Origin of the sequence: Pseudomonas fluorescens (assembly GCF_001708445.1) — a bacterium.
Lineage (GTDB): Bacteria > Pseudomonadota > Gammaproteobacteria > Pseudomonadales > Pseudomonadaceae > Aquipseudomonas > Aquipseudomonas gorinensis.
This window is the reverse complement of the sequence record NZ_CP015637.1, coordinates 1,826,189-1,848,769: the sequence shown is the minus strand read 5'-3', so window position 1 is coordinate 1,848,769 and position 22,581 is coordinate 1,826,189. Positions and strand designations below refer to the sequence as shown.

Here is a 22,581-nt window from a genome sequence, read left to right as displayed (position 1 = left end):
ATGCCCAGGCGTATAAAGGACTATTTGATCATATTGAGCGCAGGCATGTGCTTGAGCACCGCCGTGCTCGCCGTTCAAACAGAACCGGAACACTTCACCTTGTTGAGTCGCGCAGTCGGCGTTCAACTGGACTCCCAACTGGACACTGCCCAGCGGCAGTGGCTACAGAACAAACGCGAACTGGTGTTAGGCACTGCGGCACCTGACTACCCGCCCTTCGACCTCACCTCCAGTGGTCGCGACTACGAAGGGCTGACTGCCGACTACGCCGGGTTGCTGGCCAAAGCGCTGGACTTGCCGATCAAGGTGATGCGCTACCCGTCACGGGAAAAGTCCATCCAGGCCCTCGAAGCAGGCGAGATTGACTTGTTGGGCTCCTCCAACGGCTTCGAGGCCGCGAATCCGAACCTGGTCCTATCAGCCCCCTATGCCGTGGATCAACCGGTGCTGGTCACTCGGGAGGGTGAGACACGCAGCCTCAGCGAGGCCCTGGCTGGGCTGCGCCTGAGCCTGGTCTACCATTACCTGCCCCTGAGCGAAGTGGAGAAGCTGTACCCCGATGCAATCATCAGCACCTATCCCTCTTATCAAAATGCCCTGAATGCGGTGGCGTTCGACCAGGCAGACGTGTTTCTCGGCGATACCATCTCGACCCACTACATGATCAACAAGGGCTACCTGAAGAACATTCACATGGCCAACTTCGGCAAACATGAAGCCTATGGCTTCAGTTTTGCCCTGCGCCGAGACCAGCACGTGTTGCTGGGCATTGTGAACGCAGTGCTGGCGGCCGTGCCCACCAACGAACGCGAGAGCATCGCCAAGCGCTGGAGCGCCGGCAGCGATATTTTGCTGACCGACAAGAAACTGCAATTGACCCCGCGCGAGGAGCGCTGGCTCAAAGAGCATCCCGTGGTGAAAGTGCTGGTGAACGAAACCTTCGCGCCCCTGACCTTTTTCGACGCGGACGGCAATTTTCGCGGCATTACCGCCGACCTCCTGGAGCTGATCCGCCTGCGCACCGGCCTGCGCTTCGAGATCCAGCGCGGGCGGGATGTGCACGCGATGATCGAACAGGTCAGCAACCACGACGCCGACATCATCGGGGCCATGACGCCCAGTGTCGAACGGGAAGCGCAACTGGATTTCAGCCGGCCCTACCTGGAAAACTCCTACGTGCTGCTGACACGCAAAGAGCCCGGCGCCCCCTCGAACCTGGAGCAGATGGCAGGCAAGCGCCTGGCGATTACCCAGGGCAACCCGCTGCATGCGGTCCTGCGCAGGGACTTTCCACTGATCCGCCTGGTGGAGACCAGTGACACCTTCAAAGCCTCGGAGCTGCTCGCCCAGGGCCAGGTGGAGGGTGCGGTGAATTCGTTGGTGATCGCCAACTATTTCCTGTCATCGCCGATGTTCCAGGACAAACTGCAAATCAGCACCAGCATCGGCACTCTTCCGGCCACCTTTTCCCTGGCGACCTCACGCCATGCCACCGAACTGAGTTCAATCCTCGACAAGGCCCTGCTGAGTATCGCCCCGGATGAACTGGGCGTGATCAACAGTCGCTGGCGGGGCTACACCGCGGCCTCCGACAGCTACTGGCGCAATTACCACCACTTGATCGCCCAGATCATCATCGGCACCGGCTTGCTGCTATTGATTTCCCTGACCTGGAACGCCTACATGCGTCGCCAGATCAAGCACCGCCAAATGGCTGAGCGCGCCCTTAACGATCAGTTCGAGTTCATGCGCGCGCTGGTCAACGAAACGCCCCACCCGATTTATGTACGCGACCGCAACGGCCTGCTGCAGACCTGCAACGACAGCTACCTGCAGGTGTTCGACGCCAAGCGCGAGGACGTGATCGGCAAAAGTGTGGTGCAGATCGGTACGGCGCTGGAAACGGAGGCCGCGCAATACCATGCGGACTATTTGCGCGTCGTGGCACAGGGCGACCCAATGATCCTGGATCGCCCGCTGCACATCCGTGGAAAAAAACTGACGATCTACCACTGGATCCTGCCCTACCGCGACTCAACCGGTGAGGTGCAAGGCATTATCGGTGGCTGGATCGACATCAGCGAACGGCGCCAACTGTTCGATGAACTACGCGCCGCCAAGGAGCAGGCCGACGAGGCCAACCGGGCCAAAAGCACGTTTCTGGCGACCATGAGCCACGAAATCCGCACGCCGATGAACGCGGTGATCGGCATGCTGGAGCTGACCCTCAAGCGCGCCGACCAGGGTCACCTCGATCGACCGGCCATCGAGGTCGCCTACAACTCGGCCAAGGACTTGCTGGAGCTGATCGGCGACATCCTCGACATCGCGCGCATCGAATCCGGCCGCTTGAGCCTGGCCCCCGAGCGGGTCAACCTGAAGGAAGTGATCGAATCGGTGGTCCGCGTGTTCGACGGCCTGGCGCGTCAGAAAACCTTGAGTCTGTTGCTGGAGTTCAAGCCTGAACTCGAAGACACCGATGTGCTGATCGACCCACTGCGCTTCAAGCAGGTGCTGTCCAACCTGGTGAGCAATGCAATCAAATTCACCGAACGTGGCCAGGTAAAGATCAAGGTGGACGTTCAAGCCACCGAAATGCCCCAGCAGGTCGAGCTCAAGCTGGTGGTCGAGGACACCGGCATCGGCATCAGCCGGGACGACCAGCTACGCCTGTTCGAGCCCTTCGCCCAGGCCGACAATTCCGGCCACTTGGCCAGGAGTGGCGCGGGTCTTGGGCTGGTCATCTGCCGTAGCCTGTGTTCAATGATGGGCGGGCAACTGAGCCTGAGCAGCGTGCCGATGGTGGGCACCCAAGTGCATGTCAGCCTGAAGATGAACCGCCTGCTGCCGGTCGAGGCCGCGGACGAATCCAAGCCCATAGCAGCGGCACCGGCGCCGGTGCTCAATGTGCTGGTGGTGGACGATCACCCCGCAAACCGCCTGCTGATGTGCCAGCAACTCGGTTACCTCGGCCATCAGTTCACCGCCGCCCAGCACGGCGCGGCCGGGTTCCAGGCCTGGCGCCAGGAACACTTCGACCTGGTCATCGCCGACTGCAACATGCCGATCATGAACGGCTATGAGCTCTGCCGCTCGATCCGCGAATATGAGCAGCGAGAGCAACTGCCCGCTTGTGTCGTGCTGGGCTTTACCGCCAATGCCCAGCCCGAAGAGAAACTGCGCTGCGCCGAAGCGGGCATGAATGATTGCCTGTTCAAGCCCATCAGCCTCACGGCATTGGAGCGGCAACTGGCGCAGATCGAGCCACAACGGCCGGCCATGCAGCTGGACCTCACCAGCCTCGATGCCCTGACGGGAGGCGACCCACAGTTGAGTCGACGCCTACTTGAGGAGTTATTGAGCAGCAGCGCCCATGACCGCCAGGAACTCGTCGCGATGTTGGTTCGACAGGCCTCGCCCCAGGACATCATCGAGCAAGCCCACAAGATCAAGGGCGCCGCCCGCATCGTGCAGGCCGTCGGGCTGGCCGGTCAGTGCGAAGCGCTGGAACAGGCATGCGCCCGAGGCGATGACCACCGCGTGATCGAAACCGGTATCAAGGCCCTGGAGAAATGCATGCTGGAAATGGAGAGAATGCTGCACATGCAGCTCAACAGCCTGAATTCATCGGGATAGGCAGACGCGAGCTTGACCGCTCGCGCCTGCCGCCACCTATCAGCAGTCGGTCAACCGCAGGAAAATCGCCGCCAACTGTTCGATACCGGCCTGGTCCTGCACGGTAAAGCGGGCCAGCGAAGGGCTATCGAGGTCGAGGACGCCAATCAGTTGGCCGTTCTTGACCAGCGGCACCACCAGCTCACTGTTCGAGGCACTGTCACAGGCGATATGCCCGGGGAACGCGTGCACGTCTTCCACTCGCTGGGTTTGCCGCGTTGCCGCGGCCGCCCCACATACGCCACGACCGAAGGGGATACGCACGCAGGCGATCTGGCCCTGGAACGGGCCGAGCACCAATTCATCATTGCGGTTGAAGTAAAAGCCGGCCCAGTTCAGGTCGTCCAGCTGGTTGAACAAGAACGCAGAAAACTGCGCGCTATTGGCGATGAAATCCCGCTCATCGGCCAGCAGCGACTCCAGCTGCGCGCACAACAGGGCATAGCCATCCAGACCGGTACCGGCCTGTTGCAAATCGATCATGGTTGACGCTCCAGCAATTTAAGGCCCACCCAGTAACGGGCGAACTGATACGCGCACCGGCCGTTGCGATTGCCACGCCCGGTGGCCCAGCGTACGGCGAGGATGTCGAGGGCTTCATCGCGCTGCCACGGCAAGCCGGCCTTGTTCGCCAGCTCACCGATCCAGTGCTCGACCACGTTAAGGAAGTGTTCCTGGGAAAACGGGTAGAACGACAACCACAGGCCAAAACGGTCGGACAAGGCGATCTTGTCTTCCACCGCTTCACTGGGGTGCAGCTCGCCATCCACGCGCTTCCAATTGTCGTTGTCGCTCTGGTTTTCCGGCACCAGGTGACGACGGTTGGACGTGGCGTACAGCAACACGTTCTCCGGGGCCTGCTCCAGGGAGCCGTCGAGCACGCTCTTGAGTACGCGGTAGTCGCCTTCGCCAGCCTCGAACGACAAATCATCGCAGAACAGGATGAAACGCTGCGGCAACTTGAGCAATTGCTCGACCACGCGCGGCAGGTCAGCCAGGTGATCACGTTCGATCTCGATCAGGCGCAAGCCGGCCTTGGCGTGCTGGGCGAGCAAGGCCCGCACCATGGACGATTTACCGGTGCCGCGCGACCCCCACAGCAACGCATGGTTGGCCGGCAAGCCGTCGAGAAACTGCTGGGTGTTGCGCGCCAGTTGTTCACGCTGCTTGTCGACGCCGATCAAGTCAGACAAGCGCATGTCCAGGCTCACGTCCAGGGGCAGCAAAAAGCCGCTGCGACCGTCACGCTGCCACCGGGCGGCGAGGCACTGGTTCCAGTCGATGGTTTGGCGCGGAGCGGGTAACAAGGGTTCCAGGCGAGCGAGCACAGCGTCGGCACGCTCAAGAAAGGCATTCAATCGAGAATCCACGACTATTCCTCTGGCAAGTTCTTGCAAAAGATGGCGTATTGGCAACCCTACGGCTGACTGCTGGGGGCTGCCCCCATAAAACCTAACGATTCGTGCCGGGCAAGCCAGAGCCTGTGGATGTTCAGCTATGCTTGCCGGGCGAAGGGACACGTGAAGTGGTTCAACACTCGATGGATATCAAGTTCGCCCACCGCTTGTCTTATAAACAAGCCAGATTGACGGTGCTGGTCGGTTTCGTCTTGGGAACCTTGCTCAGCCTTATCCAAATCGGCATTGATTATGCCAGCGAAGACGCATCCATCAACCGTGAAATTCGTTCCCTGATCGAAATCAGCCATAACCCCGCGTCTCGTATTGCCTACAACATTGACGCCGAACTGGCCCAGGAGTTGACCCTGGGTTTGTTGCATTCCCCCGCTATCATCCACGCACAGTTGATCGACAACAACGGCGTGGTGCTGGCCGACGTCGACCGACCGCGCAAGGAAAGCCCGTATCGGCCCGTCAGCGACTTCCTGTTCGGCGCCAACCGCCAGTTTGAAGACCGCCTTTTCCTCAGCCATATGCCCAACGAAGCCCTGGGCGTGTTGCGCCTGGACGTTGACACCTACGCTTTTGGCAGTCGCTTCCTGCGTCGCGCCGAAATCACCTTGCTCAACGGCTTCGCGCGCAGCCTGCTGCTGACGGGGATCTTGCTGGGCCTGTTCTACACCATGCTGACCCAGCCCCTGGTGCGCATCATTCGTGAGCTGAGCACCCGTAAACAGGCACGCCTGGACTGCCCGCCAGGGCATGAACACGATGAAATCGGTGTGCTGGTCAACGTCGCCAATCAGCAATTCGAAAACATGGAAACCGAGATACAGCAGCGTCGCCACGCCGAGGACCGTCTCACCGAGTACCTGGGGCAACTCGAGGACATCGTCTCCGCCCGCACCCTTGAGCTCAAGGCCAGCAACCAGCGCCTGAGCCAGTCCAACGAGGAACTGCAGGCGGCAAAGCTGACCGCCCTGAACATGGCCCAGGCGCGGGCGGCGTTCCTGGCGAATATGAGCCACGAAATCCGCACACCGCTCAATGGCTTGCTGGGCATGATCGCTCTGTCCCTGGACAGCCCGCTGACCGCCGAACAGCGCCAACAACTGTCGATCGCCCACGACTCCGGCAAAGTACTGGTGGAATTGCTCAACGATATTCTCGACCTGTCCAAGTTCGACGCCGGCCAGTTGGAGCTGGAACGCATCCCCTTCGACCTGGGCTCGCTGGTGGAAGACACCGCCAACCTGCTGTCGCAGAACGCCGCGCCCAGTGTCGAACTGACGTGCCTGATCGACCCGCAGTTTCCGGCCCAGGTGCTCGGCGATCCGACGCGCGTGCGGCAGATCGTCAGTAACCTGCTGTCCAACGCCCTCAAGTTCACGCGCTTTGGCCGTGTGGATGTTCGCCTCAGCGCCCACGATGGCCGGGTCAAAATTGATGTATGCGATACCGGTATCGGCATTGCCCAGGACGCACAGGTCAAGATCTTCCAACCGTTCACCCAGGCCGGCGCGGGGATTACCCGGCAGTTTGGCGGCACCGGCCTGGGCCTGGCACTGACCCATAACCTGTGCGAGGCAATGAAGGGGCGGTTGAGCATCAGTTCGGAGGTCGGCTTTGGCAGCCAGTTCTGCGCCGACCTGCCCCTGCCAGCCCATTTGCCCGCCACCCGGCAACCGCCGCTCAAAGGTGAAGTGCTGGTCATTACCAACGCCGGCAGCGGCCTGACGGAACTGCTCACCACCCTGCTGCCCCACTGGGGGCTGACCGCCCATTGTCGTGCCCTGGATGATGATTTGAGCGGGCAAGCCCCGGACCTGCTGATCACCGACTGCCCGGAGTGCCTGTTTCGCCTGCGGCCGGCGATCACGGCGCCGATCCTGCTGGTGACCGCTTATGGCAATTTCATGCCCAGCGAAGAAGTCGCGGCGCTGGCGCCATTACAGCAACAGGCTCGCCCGTTGAGCCGTACCGCGCTGTACCAGATCCTGCAACGCAACCTGCGCAGTGATCCACAACTGATCCTTGAGTCCATCCCGCTCGACGCCGCGCCGCCTGCAAACCGCGCGCGGATCCTGCTGGTGGAGGACAACCCGGTCAATCAACTGGTGGCCAAGGGCATGCTGAGCAAGCTGGGTTGCGAAGTGATCGTCGCCGCCCATGGTGGCGAGGCGCTCAAGTGCCTCGAAGAACGCCCCTTCGACATGGTGCTGATGGACTGCAACATGCCGGTGATGGACGGTTACGAAGCCAGCCGGCAGATTCGCCGCAGCGGACGCTGGCCAGACCTGCCCATTGTCGCCTTGACGGCCAACGCGCTGTCGGAAGAGCGCGAGCGTTGCCGTGCCGCGGGAATGAATGATTACCTGGCCAAGCCGTTCCGCCGGGAAGAACTCAACGCCCTGCTGGACCTGTGGGTGCCTAAGGCGACAACGCTCTGATCTGAGCCAGCAATTGGTCCAGGCCGTCGCGCAGGGCGTCGGCCTGGTTGAGGTCGACGCCGCTGTCGCACAGCAATCGGGTTTTCAATTGATGGGCCTGGCCGCGCAATTGCACCCCGGCTTCGCTCAGACTCAAATGCACTTCACGCTCATCGCGCAGGCTGCGTTGGCGCTTCACGGCGCCAAGCTGCTCCAGGCGCTTGAGCAACGGCGTCAAGGTGCCCGAATCGAGCATCAGGCGCTCACCCAGGGCCTTGACCGTGGCCTGGGTCGCCGCTGCGTCATGCCATTCCCACAGCACCAGCATCACAACGTATTGCGGGTACGTCAGGCCCAACTGGTCCAGCATCGGCTTGTAGGCGCGTGTCACCGCCCGCGACGCCGCGTAGAGCTTGAAACACAGCTGGTCGTCCAGGGCCAGGGACACGGAAGGTACGCCAGTCATTTGAGCAGGGCTTCGATCTCTTGGGTCAAGTCCTGCGGCTTGGTCGTCGGGGCAAAGCGCTTGACGACCTGACCGTCGCGGCCGATCAGGAATTTGGTGAAGTTCCACTTGATGCCCTTGGAGCCCAGCAGGCCCGGCGCCTGTTTTTTCAACTGCACAAACAGGGGATGGGCCGCGCTGCCGTTGACATCGATCTTCTTGAACAGTGGAAAGCTGACGCCGAAGTTCAGCTCGCAAAACTCGGAAATCGCGCCTTCGTTGCCCGGTTCCTGCTTGCCGAACTGGTTGCAGGGGAACCCCAGCACCACCAGGCCCTTGTCCTTATAGGTCTGCCAAAGCTGCTCCAGACCCTTGTACTGCGGGGTAAAACCGCACTTGCTGGCGGTATTGACCACCAGGATGGCCTTGCCGGCGTAATCGGCCAAGGTCTTTTGCTCACCCTTGATGGTGGTGCAAGGGATACTCAGCAGGTTGTCGCTCATGGCAGTGCCTCGAATCGGGAGAGAAGCGAAAACATAGCGCTCAATTCAATTGCGTGCAATTTAATTGATCGGACTGATACCTCGCCATAGATCGTCCCTGCCGACATCGCAGGGACGCCTCACGCTCAACGTGGCACCAGGTCCAGGCACACCGAGTTGATGCAATAACGCAGGCCCGTCGGCGGCGGACCGTCGGGAAACACATGCCCAAGGTGCGCATCGCACTTGGCGCAGGTGACTTCGGTGCGGATCATGCCGTGGCTGACATCGCGGATCTCGATCATCGCGCTGTCGGCGATCGGCTCATAAAAGCTCGGCCAGCCGCACCCGGAGTCGAATTTGGCCTTGGAGTCGAACAGTGGCTCATTGCAGCATATGCAGTGGTACACGCCGTCCGTCTTGGTGTCGTTGTACTTACCGCTGAAAGGCCGCTCGGTGCCTTTGAGCCGGCACACGTTGTACTGCTCTGGATCGAGCATTGCCTTCCACTCTTCAACCGTTTTTTGCAACTTTTCCATCGATACACCTCGGCAACTTAAAAAGCCTGATCTGTGTCTTTTCCATGAACCAGGCGGCACGTATGATTGCGCCTCTTCAACACGCCAGTCTGGCACCCGCGTTAGCGGCATTCAAACGTATTTATGGGTGCACCAACGCAGGATTCCCGGCACGGTAGGCTCCGCACCGTCTGGATCGTTCATTTTCAGGATCACATCGCCATGCAGGTCAGCAAATCGAACAAGCTCGCCAACGTCTGCTACGACATTCGCGGCCCAGTGCTCAAGCACGCCAAGCGCCTGGAAGAGGAAGGCCATCGCATCCTCAAGCTGAACATTGGCAACCCGGCGCCCTTTGGTTTCGAAGCACCGGACGAAATTCTCCAGGATGTGATCCGCAACCTGCCCACCGCCCAAGGCTACAGCGACTCCAAGGGACTGTTCAGTGCGCGCAAGGCGGTCATGCAGTACTACCAGCAGAAGCAGGTCGAAGGTGTTGGCATTGAAGACATCTACCTGGGCAATGGCGTGTCCGAGCTGATCGTGATGTCGATGCAGGCCTTGCTCAACAACGGCGACGAAGTGCTGGTGCCAGCGCCCGACTACCCGCTGTGGACCGCTGCGGTGACCCTGGCCGGTGGCCATCCGGTGCATTACCTATGCGACGAGGGCGCCGACTGGTTCCCGGACCTGGCCGACATCAAGGCCAAGATCACCCCGAACACCAAGGCCCTGGTGATCATCAACCCGAACAACCCCACTGGCGCGGTGTACTCCAGGGAAGTGTTGCAGGGCATGCTCGAACTCGCACGCCAGCACAACCTGGTAGTGTTCTCCGACGAGATCTACGACAAGATCCTCTACGACGACGCCGTGCATATCTGCACCGCGTCCCTGGCGCCGGACCTGCTGTGCCTGACCTTCAATGGCCTGTCCAAGTCCTATCGCGTGGCGGGCTTCCGCTCCGGCTGGATCGCCATCTCCGGTCCCAAGCACAATGCCCAGAGCTACATCGAAGGCATCGATATGCTGGCCAATATGCGCCTGTGCGCCAACGTACCGAGCCAGCACGCGATCCAGACGGCGCTGGGTGGCTACCAGAGCATCAACGACCTGATATTGCCCCAGGGCCGCCTGCTCGAACAACGCAACCGTACCTGGGAACTGCTCAACGATATCCCGGGAGTCAGTTGTGTGAAGCCAATGGGCGCGCTATATGCCTTCCCGCGGATCGACCCGAAGGTCTGCCCGATTCTCAACGACGAGAAGTTCGTGCTCGACCTGCTGCTGTCGGAAAAGCTGCTGGTGGTGCAAGGCACTGCGTTCAACTGGCCGTGGCCGGATCACTTCCGCGTGGTGACCTTGCCACGTGTGGATGACCTGGAAATGGCCATTGGTCGTATCGGCAACTTCCTCAAGTCCTATCGCCAGTAAGGGCCATGGCGCTGTACGACCGGCATTCGGTCGTACAGCGATTATCTGGCAACACTTCTTTGCCTTCATTCTCCCCGGCAGGTCCGTTGCCCCCTGCAAAGCATCTACCCCCTGTAATTACAGGGCGGCAAGGGGATGGGAGACCGATAACATGCGAGATTTCTTGTCGGAAAATCCTTTCAAGGCTTTACATTCAGGCTGTAGGACACAGTTTGAAATAGTCGCTCGGTTGAATCACCCCAGGCCGCACCTTATATACCCCGCAGTACGCGACATATTAAGCATGAGGAGAACTCTACAACCATGATGCGCATCCTGCTGTTCTTGGCCACTAACCTGGCGGTCGTGCTGATTGCCAGCATCACCCTGAGCCTTTTCGGCTTCAACGGGTTCATGGCGGCCAACGGGGTTGATCTGAACCTCAATCAGCTGCTGATTTTCTGTGCGGTCTTTGGTTTTGCCGGCTCGCTGTTCTCGCTGTTCATTTCCAAGTGGATGGCGAAGATGAGCACCAGCACCCAGGTCATCACCCAGCCACGTACCCGCCACGAGCAATGGCTGCTGCAAACCGTTGAGCAGTTGTCCCGCGAGGCAGGCATCAAGATGCCCGAGGTCGGGATCTTCCCGGCCTATGAAGCCAACGCCTTTGCCACCGGCTGGAACAAGAACGACGCGCTCGTTGCAGTGAGCCAGGGCATGCTGGAACGCTTCTCGTACGATGAAGTGAAGGCGGTACTGGCCCACGAGATCGGCCACGTGGCCAACGGTGACATGGTCACCCTGGCGCTGGTCCAGGGCGTGGTGAACACCTTCGTGATGTTCTTCGCGCGGATCATCGGCAACTTTGTCGACAAGGTGATCTTCAAGAACGAAGAAGGCCGTGGCATTGCCTATTTCGTGGCGACCATCTTCGCCGAAGTGGTGCTGGGCTTCCTGGCCAGCGCGATCGTGATGTGGTTCTCGCGCAAACGCGAATTCCGCGCAGACGAAGCGGGGGCCCGCCTGGCCGGTACCGGGGCGATGATCGCAGCCCTGCAACACCTGCGCTCCGAACAGGGCCTGCCGGTGCATATGCCGGACAGCCTGACCGCATTCGGCATCAACGGCGGTATCAAGCAGGGCCTGGCACGCATGTTCATGAGCCACCCGCCGCTGGAAGAGCGGATCGACGCACTGCGTCGTCGCGGCTGATAACCTGCAGTCACGCAAAAAGGGGCGATCTGATCGCCCTTTTTTTGTGCGTGCGATTTACCCCTTGGTCAAGCGATAGACACGCTCTTCAAGGCGCGTGACGCCGTCCTGAACGAACTTCCAGCTATCGCCCAGGATGTCCTGCTCCTCGAGGATGTCCAAGGTCCAATGTGCGCCCAACAATACTTTCACCTCTTCATCGGTGACCGCAAAGGGCGGGCCGGCCTTTTGCGTCTGATCGTAATCGAGGGTGATCAGCAGCCCCTTGCAGCCCGAACCCAGCAGGCGATTGAGATGCTCGGTGTATTGCGCCCGCATCAGCGGCGGCAGTGCAATCAACGCCGCGCGATCATAGAGCGCGCAGCAATCGGCCACGGCCTCAGCATCGAGGGCGAAGAAGTCGCCGCACCACACCTCGATCACATCAGCCTGATACACGCTGAACACGCCGTGCTGGCTGATACGTGGCGTCAGCCCCTGCTCGCTGAAGAAGGCTTGCACCGCCTGCTCCGATAACTCCACCCCCAGCACGGGGTGCCCATGGCTGGCCAGCCACACCAGGTCCAGGCTTTTGCCACACAGCGGCACCAACACTTTTGCTCCATCCGCCAAACCCAGTTGCGGCCAATGCCGTTGCAGATGTGGATTGACCTGCGGCAAGTGAAAGCCGATCTGATTGCGCGCCCAGCGCTCCCGCCAAAATGTAGGCTCCATAAATCACCCTGAAAATTCGATCAAAAGGCGCTAAAACTTATATTAGATTTAGATCAATGATCTGATTGAAGATAGCGCCATATTAACGCTCAGGATCCCTCCTATGTTCCCCAGCCTATTTATCTCTCACGGTTCGCCCATGCTCGCCCTGCAACCGGGTGCCAGCGGCCCGGCCCTGCAGCGCCTGGCCGCTGAGCTGCCACGGCCCAAGGCGATCGTGGTGGTGTCGGCGCATTGGGAGAGCCAGGAACTACTGGTCAGCGGCGGCGCCGCCCCCGAAACCTGGCATGACTTCGGCGGCTTCCCGCGCGAATTGTTCGCGGTCCAATACCCAGCGCCGGGCGATCCGCAACTGGCCGCCGAAATTGTCGAACTGTTGCATGCCGATGGCCTGAATGCCCGCATCGACGAGCATCGCCCGTTCGACCATGGCACATGGGTACCGTTGTCGCTGATGTACCCGGCGGCGGATATTCCAGTGGTACAGGTCTCCCTCCCCAGTCGCATGGGCCCTGCCCTGCAGACACGAGTCGGGCATGCTCTGGCCAGCCTGCGCGAACAAGGTGTGCTGCTGATCGGCTCCGGCAGCATCACCCACAACCTGGGTGAACTGAACTGGCACGCCGGCCCCGAGAGCATCGAACCGTGGGCGCGGGAGTTCCGCGATTGGGTGGTGGACAAGCTCGCTGCCAATGACGAAGCCGCGCTGCACGATTATCGCCGCCAGGCGCCCCATGCAGTGCGCAGCCATCCCAGCGATGAGCATTTGTTGCCCCTGTACTTCGCGCGGGGTGCCGGGGGGCCGTTCAGCGTGGCGCACCAGGGCTTCACCCTGGGGGCCCTGGGCATGGACATCTATCGCTTTGGCTGATGGAGATCTAAATGTGGGGGCCCACCCCTTTTCCACATGACAAAAAAAATCCCCGAACCAGTCGGGGATTTTTTATGTGCGATCAATCAGCCCAAGGGCGGATCAATCTTCGCGGTAGCGACGCAGTTTGAGCTGCTTACCGGCAACGCGAGTGTCTTTCAGCTTGGTCAGCAGTTTTTCCAGACCGTCTTCCGGCAGTTCCACCAAGGAGAAGCTGTCACGGACCTGGATGCGACCGATGGCTTCACGTGCCAGGCCACCCTCGTTGAGGATAGCGCCCAGCAGGTTCTTGGCCGCGATACCGTCACGCGCGCCCAGCGCGGTACGGCAACGAGCACGACCTTCAGCCAATGGGACCGGAGCACGACGCTCACGATCACCACGATCACCACGGTCTGGACGGTCGCCCGAACGCTCTGGACGATCACCGCGTGGCGCGCTGTTCGGAACCAGTGGACGTTCTTTCTCGATGGCTGCCAGGGTCAGGGCCTGACCGTTGGTGGCCTTGCGCAGCAGGGCTGCGGCCAGGGCACGCGGGGTGCAACCGATATCGGCGGTCAGGCGGTCCAGCAGGTCGCCGTGGGTCGATTCAGCGTCAGCCACCAGCGGCGCCAGGCTGTTGGTCAGTTTCTTGATGCGGGCATCGAGAACGGCCTGGGCATCCGGCAGGCGGACCTCGGCAACCTTCTGGCCGGTGACACGCTCGATCACTTGCAGCATGCGGCGCTCACGCGGAGTCACCAGCAGCAGTGCACGACCTTCGCGACCGGCACGGCCAGTACGGCCGATACGGTGAACGTAGGACTCTGGATCGTAAGGCATGTCAACGTTGAACACGTGGGTGATACGTGGAACGTCGAGGCCACGGGCAGCAACGTCGGTCGCCACAACGATGTCCAGGCGGCCATCCTTGAGGGAGTCGATCACGCGCTCACGTTGGTTCTGGGCGATGTCACCGTTCAGCGCAGCGGCTTTGTAGCCTTTGGCTTCGAGGGCACTGGCCAGGTCCAGGGTCGCTTGCTTGGTGCGCACGAACATGATCAGGGCGTCGAAGTCTTCGACTTCCAGCAAGCTCAATACAGCCGAGGTCTTCTGGTCAGCGTGAACCAACAGGTGAGCCTGTTCGATCGCGGTAACGGTCTGGGTCTTGGTCTGGATCTTAACGTGTTGCGGATCGCGCAGATGGCGTTCGGCAATGGCACGGATCGACTGTGGCAGGGTGGCCGAGAACAGTACGGTCTGACGGGTCGGTGGCAGCGCCTTGAAGATGACTTCCAGGTCATCCATGAAGCCCAGCTTCAACATTTCGTCAGCTTCGTCCAGAACCAGGTGGTTCACGGTCGACAGGACTTTCTCGTCACGACGCAGGTGGTCACACAGGCGACCCGGGGTGGCGACAACGATCTGTGCGCCATTACGGATAGCTTTCAGTTGTGGGCCCATTGGCGCACCGCCATAGACGGCCACAACGGTAACGCCCGGCATTTGCTTGGCGTAGGTTTCAAAAGCGGTTGCTACTTGCAGCGCCAACTCACGAGTTGGCGCCAGGATCAGGGCTTGCGGTTCGCGCTTGGCAGGATCGATGCAGTGCAGGATAGGCAGGGCGAACGCGGCGGTTTTACCGGTACCGGTTTGCGCCTGGCCAATCATGTCCTGGCCGGCCATGATGATCGGGATCGATTGCTGCTGAATCGCCGAAGGTTCTTCGTAGCCGGTCGCAATGACGGCAGCAAGAATGTTCGGGTTAAGATTAAAAGCGGCGAAGCCGCCGGTTTCCTGGGTCATGGGTCTGCCTCTAAGTGCATCCGCAAAGACCCATGCTCCAAAGCTGCGCATGCCGTGTTGAGACTCAAGAGTCGCCCTGGCTGCTTTGTCGGCGGGGATTTGCGAAAACGAATGAATGAAAAAGATTCGTCAAGGAAGAGTCCGCTGTGCGGACGTGCAGCCGAAGCTGACTTCGGGGAATTGCGCTACCTAAACGCGGCCCGGTTAAAGGCCGGCGCGCACTATACCGGAAATAGCTGAAAAAGGGAGCTTTTTTTATCGCCAAGCGCCGATAAACCGCACCGCGTCACAGCCTTTGCAGTTAAGTGCGGCAGGGTCTATTTTTCAAAGGCCCGGCCCTGTTGGCCAGAACACTTAAACGGTTCACCTCCCCCGTGAGACCTTTGGTCTGAAACCTTTCCCTGCGCCCGAGGGCACACCCGATGAATCAAGCCAGCAGCAGCCGCGTCAGCCGTGAACTCCGGGGCCATGTCCTGCTGTTAGGCCTGGACAGGGTAGCCAAGCGCAACGCCTTTGACCTGGATCTGCTCAATGAGCTGAGCCTGGCCTATGGCGAATTTGATCGAAACGATGAGGCTCGGGTGGCGGTGGTCTTTGCCCATGGCGACCACTTCACCGCCGGGCTGGACCTAGCCAATGTCAGCGGCGTGATGGCGGGGGGTTGGCAGCCCCCGCTGGGGGGCTGTGATCCGTGGGGGGTATTCGCCGGCCCCAGGGTCAGCAAACCGGTGATCGTCGCCGCGCAGGGCTACTGCCTGACCATCGGTATCGAGTTGATGCTGGCAGCGGATATCAATCTCTGCGCCAGCAACACCCGCTTCGCGCAGATGGAAGTCCAGCGGGGGATCTTTCCCTTTGGCGGTGCGACGTTGCGCTTTCATCAGATCGCCGGCTGGGGGAACGCCATGCGCTGGCTGCTCACCGGCGATGAGTTCGACGCCCACGAAGCCCTGCGCCTGGGGTTGGTGCAAGAGGTCATGGCCAGCGAAGACCTGCTGCCCCGCGCCATTGAACTGGCCAGCCGTATTGCGCGCCAGGCACCGCTCGGCGTGCAGGCCACCTTGATGTCGGCACGCCTGGCGCGGATGGAAGGCGAAACCGTGGCGGCGGCTGCGTTACCGCCGATGGTCGAGAAGCTACTCAACAGTGAAGACGCCAAGGAAGGCGTGCGGGCGATGGTCGAGAAGCGGCCGGGGGTGTTCAAGGGCATTTGAGTTGGTAGTAGCGACGCCATCGGGGGCAAGCCCCCTCCCACATTTGGAACTCATTTCAAATGTGGGAGGGTGGTGTGACGATTCGGCTTGCCCCCGATGGCGTCGGTACAAACAACTACGTCGCGGGCCGAATCGCCTTGATCAATGGCTGCAACGAATACCCCAAGCGCGGCGCCAAGGCTTCGGCGCGGGCCGTCAGTGCGTCGATGTCCAATGCCTGATCCAGCTCCGACGGCACCAGCAGGATCACATTGCCCTCCTTCACCGGCAGTTCCCAGTAATGCCGGTGATACAACCCACGCAGCAAGGCCGCACCCAGCGGCTTGCCATCGTCGGTGGCCCACTGGTTGATGACCAGCCAGCCGCCGGGGTTGAGTTTCTTCTGGCAGTTTTCCAGGAACGTCCAGGCCAGGTGCCCGACACCTGGACCGACATCGGTGTACAGGTCGACGAAAATCAGGTCTGCCGTTTCGGCAGTATCCAGCAACTCCAGGGCATCGCCGATACGGATGTACAAGCGCGGGTCATCGTCCAGCCCCAGGAACTCGATGGCCAGGCGCGGCACATCGGGGCGCAGCTCGATGGCTTCGACATCCTCCAGCGGCAGGAACCTGAGGCAGGCCTGGGTCAACGTACCGGCGCCCAAACCGAGGAACAACGCGCTCTCCGGCTGTTCATGGCACAACGCGCCAATCAGCATCGCGCGGGTGTAGTCGTACTCCAGCCAGCTCGGGTCGGCAGTGAACACACAGCTTTGCTCGATGGCATCGCCGAACTCGAGAAAACGGTAATCGGCCACTTCGAGCACACGGATCATGCCGAAATCATCATGGACTTCGGCCAGCAGGCGCTCGACACGCTCCTCGGTCATCACTACTCCTAAAAGGGTTTACCGCATGGCAAAGGCGCGATTGTCAGCCAACCGGCGGCAACAGGTCACGCACTAATTGCTGATAACATTGGCGTCCGACCGTCAATCAGCCAATCGAGTTCATGATGAGCCAACCCTGGAGCCCCGACAGCTGGCGCGCCCTGCCGATCCAGCAACAACCCCAGTACCCGGACGCCGCACACTTGCTGCAAGTGGAGCAGAACCTGGCCAGCTACCCGCCGCTGGTGTTCGCCGGGGAAGCCCGCGAGTTGCGCCGTCAGTTTGCCGAAGTGACCCAGGGTCGTGCATTCCTGCTGCAAGGCGGCGACTGCGCCGAGAGCTTCGCCGAGTTCTCCGCCGCGAAAATCCGCGACACCTTCAAGGTGCTGTTGCAGATGGCGATCGTGATGACCTTCGCCGCCGGTTGCCCGGTGGTGAAAGTCGGGCGCATGGCCGGCCAGTTCGCCAAGCCGCGCTCATCCAACGATGAAACCATCGACGGCATCACCCTGCCCGCCTACCGTGGCGATATCGTCAACGGCATCGGCTTCGACGAAAAAAGCCGTGTGCCGGACCCGGACCGCCTGCTGCAGTCCTACCACCAGTCCACCTCCACCCTCAACCTGCTGCGTGCATTTGCCCAGGGTGGGTTTGCCGACCTGCACCAGGTGCACAAGTGGAACCTGGACTTTATCGCCAACTCGGCCCTGGCCGAGAAGTACAGTCAGCTGGCGGACCGCATCGATGAAACGCTCGCGTTTATGCGCGCCTGCGGCATGGACAGTTCGCCGCAATTACGCGAAACCAGCTTCTTCACCGCCCACGAAGCCCTGCTGCTCAATTACGAACAAGCCTTTGTGCGCCGTGACAGCCTGACCAACGATTACTACGACTGCTCGGCCCATATGCTGTGGATCGGCGATCGCACCCGCCAGTTGGATGGCGCCCATGTCGAGTTCCTGCGCGGGGTCAACAACCCGATCGGGGTCAAGGTCGGCCCGAGCATGAACCCGGATGACCTGATCCGCTTGATCGACATCCTCAACCCGGACAACGACCCCGGCCGCCTGAACCTGATCGCGCGCATGGGTGCCAACAAGGTCGGTGACCACCTGCCTGCGCTGCTGCGTGCGGTGCAGCGCGAAGGCAAGCAGGTGCTGTGGAGCTCCGACCCGATGCACGGCAACACCATCAAGGCCAGCAGCGGCTACAAGACCCGCGATTTCGCGCAGATCCTGGGTGAGGTGAAGGAGTTCTTCCAAGTGCATGAAGCCGAAGGCACCTATGCCGGCGGGATTCATATCGAGATGACCGGACAGAATGTCACCGAATGCATCGGCGGTGCGCGGCCGATTACCGAGGATGGCTTGTCGGATCGCTACCACACCCACTGCGACCCACGGATGAATGCCGATCAGTCGCTGGAGCTGGCGTTCCTGATTGCCGAAACACTGAAACAGGTCAAACGCTAGGATGGACAACTGAACCGGTGGCAAGCGCCAATGCCGGTCAGTTAAGGAGACACGCTGTAACTGTGGCGAGCGGGCTTGCCCTAATGCCGTTCAGTTAAGCGTACATCGCCTTCTGTAGGAGCGAGCTTGCTCGCGAAAAACGTCAACATCGACACCGGGCAGCCGTTGGTGACGGTCTTGTCCGAAGACGCGGCAGCATCCCCCGCAGGGTTTTTCCCCGAAACAGGCACATCATCGACAGGCTCCTGCCTGACCAACACGGTCTTCTGTGTCTTGTTACGAACCGCCGGCACCGGGTTCGAAACCACGTGCTCCCCAGCCTTCAACGGCGCAACCGGTACAGTCTTGATCGCTGTCGCCGGGCCACCGAGCAGCAAAGGCTTCAACGCCTCGGCATGCGCGTCCAACTTTGGCCCCAGCAACTGATCGGCCAGCATCTCCAGCCACTGGCGCGCTCGTCCGGATTTGATATGCCCCAGCACCTGAGCGCCCAGGCGAATCTGCACGCCCATGCCACGGGTCGCCCAGATCAGCAATAGATTGATCAACACCTCGCCGGTGATCTCGCCCAGCACTTCATACATCTCGGGCGGTGGTAGCAGGCGTATCCAACTGACCATGGCCGACACGTAGATAAACAGCAGCGGCTCATCGCTGAGCACCAACAGCCCCTTTGCGAGGGTGTCGTTGCCCAGTCTCAGCAGTTCATCAAGTTCGGCCTGGGTGATGTACTGCAGCAATTTCTCGCCGTTGGCTTTGAGGTTCGCCAGCAAGTCATACAGCTGCGTAATGTTGTCCCACAGGTTGTAGAGCGCCTTGGCTATCCCGGTGGAAAAGGCCAAGCGCTGCATCGCGCTGCGCTCGAACCGCGTAGCGTTGGCGAAGTCGTCCCACTGGGGCTGGAAGGTCTTGGTCCATTCGTCACGCAGGTGACCTTCCAAGCCCGCGATCACCGACTGATAAGACGCATACAGCGCCTTGACGTGATCCTTGGAAACGTTGGGATAGAAGGTGATTTGGTACTGCTGGTTGCGATCACACTCGGTGATTTCGAGGATGCCGCTGGGACCGATGGTTCGATGGAGTGGTGCGCCGAGCGGGCCGCCGTCCTGGGTAATGGCTTGCAGCATCACCGGCGTATTGCCGATCGGCACAAACCGAGTGCTTTCGAACATATGCACCAGAGTCAACGATCCCTGGGTATTGCACATGGCGACCGTTTTACTTGGGGCGTTGGAAGAAGCCGGCGCCACCAACGCCACCTCTTCCCCAACTTTGAACACCTGCTCCACTGCCAGTGCCGAAACGCTCCAGAAGCTCTCGGCCCACTCATCAAAGGTGTTCAGGCAACCGCGCAAGTCACGAAAGACGCGCTCAACGTCCGGCGCCTCGGCATCCATGGGGGCCAGGACAAAACTGGCAATGACGGGAATCAAGAGGCAGCCCCGACAACCGGGGCATTAACGGGTGGGTACATCGGCGGTCCCTCGCACTGAATGATCAGGCGAGAGACTTTGGAGAGGTTCGTCAGGTAAAGAAGTCGGCGCTATTCGCCAGGACGGCTAGGAGGGTTCGCCAAAACTTCGGGTAAACGGGGAGTCGATCGTAGGAGTCGGATTACAGGTGGAGAAGCCTTACAGCTTCAGTTGCCCAATCGCCTTGCTCAACTCCCCAGCCAAGGTCGCCAGCTCATTGCTGGTGGTCGCCGAATCCACCGTCTGTTGCACGGTGTTTTCGGTCACATCACGAATGCTCACTACCGCTCGGTTCATTTCTTCGGCCACATGGCTTTGCTGCTCGGCGGCAACGGCGATCTGGGTGTTGCTTTCACGCATCTGCGCCACGGCGCCGGTGATTTCGGCCAGTGCTGCGCCGGCTTCCTGGGCCTGCTGTACGCAGTCGTCGGCCTTGAACGAGCTTTCCTGCATAAAGTCTACGGCGTCGCGGGTGCCGGCCTGGAGGGCCGAGACCATGCGGGTGATTTCGTCGGTGGAACTCTGCACGCGCTTGGCCAGGTTACGCACTTCGTCGGCGACCACGGCGAAACCCCGGCCCATTTCACCGGCGCGGGCGGCTTCGATGGCGGCGTTGAGGGCGAGCAGGTTGGTTTGTTCGGCAATGCTGTGGATCACGCCGACCACGCTGTTGATCTTCTGGCTGTCTTCGGCGAGTTTCTGGATCATCTCGGCGGTCTGCTGCACGCCGCTGGACAGCCCGGCAATCGAGTGTTGCACCCGGGTCACGACTTCCTGGCCGCTGCCGGCGAGGGTGTCGGCGGTCTGGGACAGGTCACGGGTCGCGCCGGCATGTTGGGCGATGTGGTAGACGGTGGCGGTCATCTCGTTGATCGCGGTGGCGGCCTGGTCGGTTTCGCTTTGCTGGCCGAGCATGCCGTGCTGCACCTCGTTCATGCTGCTGGCCAACCGTGCGGCGCCGTCGTCCAGGAGCTTGGCGGTGCGCGCCACGGTGTTGACCACCCGCTGGTAGCCGGCTTGCATGGCGTTGAAGGCGCTGGCCATCTGGCCGACTTCATCTTTGCAGGCCAGAGGCACGCGGGCTGAGAGGTCGCCGGTCTTTTCGACGTGCAGCATCACATCCTTGAGGGTGTTGAGCTGGCTGAGCAGGAAGCGAATCAGCAACTGCGAGGCGCAGAGCATCGCCAGCATCAGGATCAGCACGGCGATGGCGTAGTTGGCGAAGCGTTCACTGAACACCTGGCTCAGGCTCGGTGCGTAGGCGAGCACGGCGACCTGTTGCCCATCGGCGCGCGTGATGACTTCGGCGCCCATCAGTGGGTTTTCGCCGAACAATGGCAGGTGATTGAGTTCGACCCAGCCGCTGGCGCTGTTCAGGGCTGACAGGTCTTGATCGGCCATTTGTGGGGCTTGGCCACGGGCAAATGTCAGCCAAGACTCACCCTTGGGCAGCGCCTTGTCGGCTGGCCACGCACCGAGCAGGCGCGCCTCGGTTTGTGCCGCGGCTTGGGATGCATGGCTGCGCGACTGCTGTTCCAGATGCACTGCATACAGCACCAGGAGCAGGGTGGTGATAAAGGCGACCGCGTTGACGGCCCAGAATTTGTACTTCAGCGAGATATTGCTAAGCCAGGCACCCATGGAAGGTTTTCTCTGATAGCGGAAACAGCATTGGCAAGGTGCCATTATAGTGCCGCTATTGAGGAAAATCATTTTGACGTGGGTCAATGCGCCGCATCAATCCACGACAGGCAGCCCGAAAAAGGCGCGGGCGCAGGCGGTGCTGTGTCGGGCCAGGTCTTCCATGCTTTCGTTGCGGTGCAGGGCAACTTCGCGCAGCACTTCTGGCAGGTAGGCCGGTTCATTGCGACCGTTTTTTGGCTTGGGGCGCAGCGTGCGCGGCAGCAGGTAGGGCGCATCGCTCTCCAGCATCAGGCGGTTTCGGGGTATTTCCCTGACCAGTGGGTGCAGGTGTGTGCCACGGCGCTCGTCGCAGATCCAGCCGGTGATGCCAATGTGCAAATCGAGGTCGAGGTAGCTGAACAGCGCTGACTGTTCGCCGGTAAAGCAATGCACCACGGCGGCAGTCAGGTGGTCGCGGTAGTCCTTGAGGATGTCCAGCAGGCGCTGGTTGGCGTCACGTTCGTGCAGGAACACTGGCAACTTCAGTTCGACGGCCAGGGCCAGGTGCGCCTCCAGGACTTTCTCCTGCTGCGGGCGCGGGGAAAAATCACGATTGAAATCCAACCCGCATTCGCCTACGGCGCGAACGCGCGTTTCGTTGAGCAAGCCGCGCAGGCGCTGGTCGCTATCACCGTTCCAATCGCTGGCGGCGTGGGGATGGATGCCGGCGGTGCTGAACAGGCGTTGCCCGCTTTCATCGAGCTTTACGCACAGCTCCAACGCTTGTTCGCTACCCTCGATGCTGGTGCCGGTGAGCACCAATTGTTGCACGCCAGCGGCATAGGCTCGGTCAAGAACGGCCTGGTGCTTCTCGTCGAAACTGGGGTTGGTCAGGTTGACGCCGATATCAATGAGTTGCATGGTGCTATCTCCGCCTGCGGCCGGAAAGCATATCAGAGCTGTAGATTTATAAGAAAAACGA

At 60.8% G+C, this 22,581-nt stretch carries 17 protein-coding genes and 1 pseudogene; 7 read left to right on the top strand and 11 right to left on the bottom strand.

The window, feature by feature from the left end; genetic code table 11:
- The gene (locus A7317_RS08375) at positions 1-3,636 is read left to right on the top strand and encodes a transporter substrate-binding domain-containing protein (protein WP_041160876.1); all 3,636 of its coding nucleotides are present in this window, start codon (positions 1-3) and stop codon (positions 3,634-3,636) included.
- A 39-nt stretch (positions 3,637-3,675) separates the two neighbouring features.
- Here A7317_RS08375 and A7317_RS08370 read toward each other — a convergent pair whose 3' ends face one another.
- Entirely contained in the window at positions 3,676-4,158 is a 483-nt protein-coding gene (locus A7317_RS08370) for a GAF domain-containing protein (RefSeq protein ID WP_024074243.1), read from the bottom strand.
- Complete coding sequence (locus tag A7317_RS08365; RefSeq protein WP_024074242.1) at positions 4,155-5,045, bottom strand: ATP-binding protein; 891 nt, start codon at positions 5,043-5,045, stop codon at positions 4,155-4,157. The genes A7317_RS08370 and A7317_RS08365 overlap by 4 nt, the downstream gene beginning before the upstream one ends.
- Positions 5,046-5,215: 170 nt before the next feature.
- Between A7317_RS08365 and A7317_RS08360 the strand changes: the two genes are divergently transcribed.
- Positions 5,216-7,525 carry a hybrid sensor histidine kinase/response regulator gene (locus A7317_RS08360; protein ID WP_069075566.1) on the top strand — a complete coding sequence of 770 codons (2,310 nt, stop codon included), beginning with the start codon at positions 5,216-5,218 and terminating at the stop codon, positions 7,523-7,525.
- On the opposite strand, the gene A7317_RS08355 is transcribed toward A7317_RS08360, so the two are convergent.
- The 3 genes from A7317_RS08355 to msrB all read right to left on the bottom strand — a co-directional run bounded on the left by A7317_RS08355 (position 7,506) and on the right by msrB (position 8,970).
- Positions 7,506-7,970 carry a MarR family winged helix-turn-helix transcriptional regulator gene (locus A7317_RS08355; RefSeq protein ID WP_024074240.1) on the bottom strand — a complete coding sequence of 155 codons (465 nt, stop codon included), beginning with the start codon at positions 7,968-7,970 and terminating at the stop codon, positions 7,506-7,508. The genes A7317_RS08360 and A7317_RS08355 overlap by 20 nt on opposite strands.
- The gene (locus A7317_RS08350) at positions 7,967-8,452 is read right to left on the bottom strand and encodes a glutathione peroxidase (RefSeq protein ID WP_024074239.1); all 486 of its coding nucleotides are present in this window, start codon (positions 8,450-8,452) and stop codon (positions 7,967-7,969) included. Before A7317_RS08350 ends, A7317_RS08355 begins: the two co-directional genes overlap by 4 nt.
- 125 nt (positions 8,453-8,577) lie before the next feature.
- On the bottom strand, positions 8,578-8,970 hold the full coding sequence (gene msrB / locus A7317_RS08345) for a peptide-methionine (R)-S-oxide reductase MsrB (protein WP_024074238.1): 393 nt from the start codon (positions 8,968-8,970) through the stop codon (positions 8,578-8,580).
- A 201-nt stretch (positions 8,971-9,171) separates the two neighbouring features.
- Between msrB and A7317_RS08340 the strand changes: the two genes are divergently transcribed.
- Both A7317_RS08340 and htpX read left to right on the top strand, forming a co-directional pair.
- A complete protein-coding gene (locus A7317_RS08340) occupies positions 9,172-10,383 on the top strand; it encodes a pyridoxal phosphate-dependent aminotransferase (protein WP_069075565.1) in 1,212 nt (403 codons plus the stop codon).
- 303 nt (positions 10,384-10,686) lie between these two features.
- A complete protein-coding gene (htpX, locus tag A7317_RS08335) occupies positions 10,687-11,574 on the top strand; it encodes a protease HtpX (RefSeq protein WP_024074236.1) in 888 nt (295 codons plus the stop codon).
- A 57-nt stretch (positions 11,575-11,631) separates the two neighbouring features.
- On the opposite strand, the gene A7317_RS08330 is transcribed toward htpX, so the two are convergent.
- The gene (locus A7317_RS08330; RefSeq protein ID WP_024074235.1) at positions 11,632-12,288 is read right to left on the bottom strand and encodes a thiopurine S-methyltransferase; all 657 of its coding nucleotides are present in this window, start codon (positions 12,286-12,288) and stop codon (positions 11,632-11,634) included.
- A 103-nt stretch (positions 12,289-12,391) separates the two neighbouring features.
- On the opposite strand from A7317_RS08330, the gene A7317_RS08325 reads away from it, so the two are divergent.
- Positions 12,392-13,159, top strand: a complete 768-nt coding sequence (locus A7317_RS08325; RefSeq protein WP_024074234.1) for a DODA-type extradiol aromatic ring-opening family dioxygenase — start codon at positions 12,392-12,394, stop codon at positions 13,157-13,159.
- 102 nt (positions 13,160-13,261) lie between these two features.
- Here A7317_RS08325 and A7317_RS08320 read toward each other — a convergent pair whose 3' ends face one another.
- Entirely contained in the window at positions 13,262-14,944 is a 1,683-nt protein-coding gene (locus A7317_RS08320) for a DEAD/DEAH box helicase (protein WP_069075564.1), read from the bottom strand.
- Between the two features lie 422 nt (positions 14,945-15,366).
- Between A7317_RS08320 and A7317_RS08315 the strand changes: the two genes are divergently transcribed.
- Positions 15,367-16,158 carry a crotonase/enoyl-CoA hydratase family protein gene (locus tag A7317_RS08315; RefSeq protein WP_069075563.1) on the top strand — a complete coding sequence of 264 codons (792 nt, stop codon included), beginning with the start codon at positions 15,367-15,369 and terminating at the stop codon, positions 16,156-16,158.
- A 115-nt stretch (positions 16,159-16,273) separates the two neighbouring features.
- Here A7317_RS08315 and A7317_RS08310 read toward each other — a convergent pair whose 3' ends face one another.
- Entirely contained in the window at positions 16,274-17,029 is a 756-nt protein-coding gene (locus A7317_RS08310; RefSeq protein WP_069075562.1) for a spermidine synthase, read from the bottom strand.
- A 125-nt stretch (positions 17,030-17,154) separates the two neighbouring features.
- Here A7317_RS08310 and A7317_RS08305 point away from each other — a divergent pair, with 125 nt between their 5' ends.
- Positions 17,155-18,501, top strand: coding sequence for a class II 3-deoxy-7-phosphoheptulonate synthase (locus A7317_RS08305; RefSeq protein WP_069075561.1), 1,347 nt, complete (start codon positions 17,155-17,157; stop codon positions 18,499-18,501).
- Positions 18,502-18,641: 140 nt separating this feature from the next.
- On the opposite strand, the pseudogene A7317_RS08300 reads toward A7317_RS08305, so the two are convergent.
- The 3 genes and pseudogenes from A7317_RS08300 to A7317_RS08290 form a co-directional block, all read right to left on the bottom strand.
- Positions 18,642-19,937, bottom strand: a pseudogene (locus A7317_RS08300) (type IV secretion protein Rhs); the annotation flags it as partial.
- Between the two features lie 198 nt (positions 19,938-20,135).
- Positions 20,136-21,617 (bottom strand): methyl-accepting chemotaxis protein, encoded by a 1,482-nt coding sequence (locus A7317_RS08295; protein WP_024074195.1) that lies wholly within the window; start codon positions 21,615-21,617, stop codon positions 20,136-20,138.
- Between the two features lie 96 nt (positions 21,618-21,713).
- Positions 21,714-22,520: a TatD family hydrolase gene (locus tag A7317_RS08290; RefSeq protein WP_069075559.1), complete on the bottom strand. Its 807-nt coding sequence runs from the start codon at positions 22,518-22,520 to the stop codon at positions 21,714-21,716.
- Positions 22,521-22,581 lie beyond the last annotated feature (61 nt).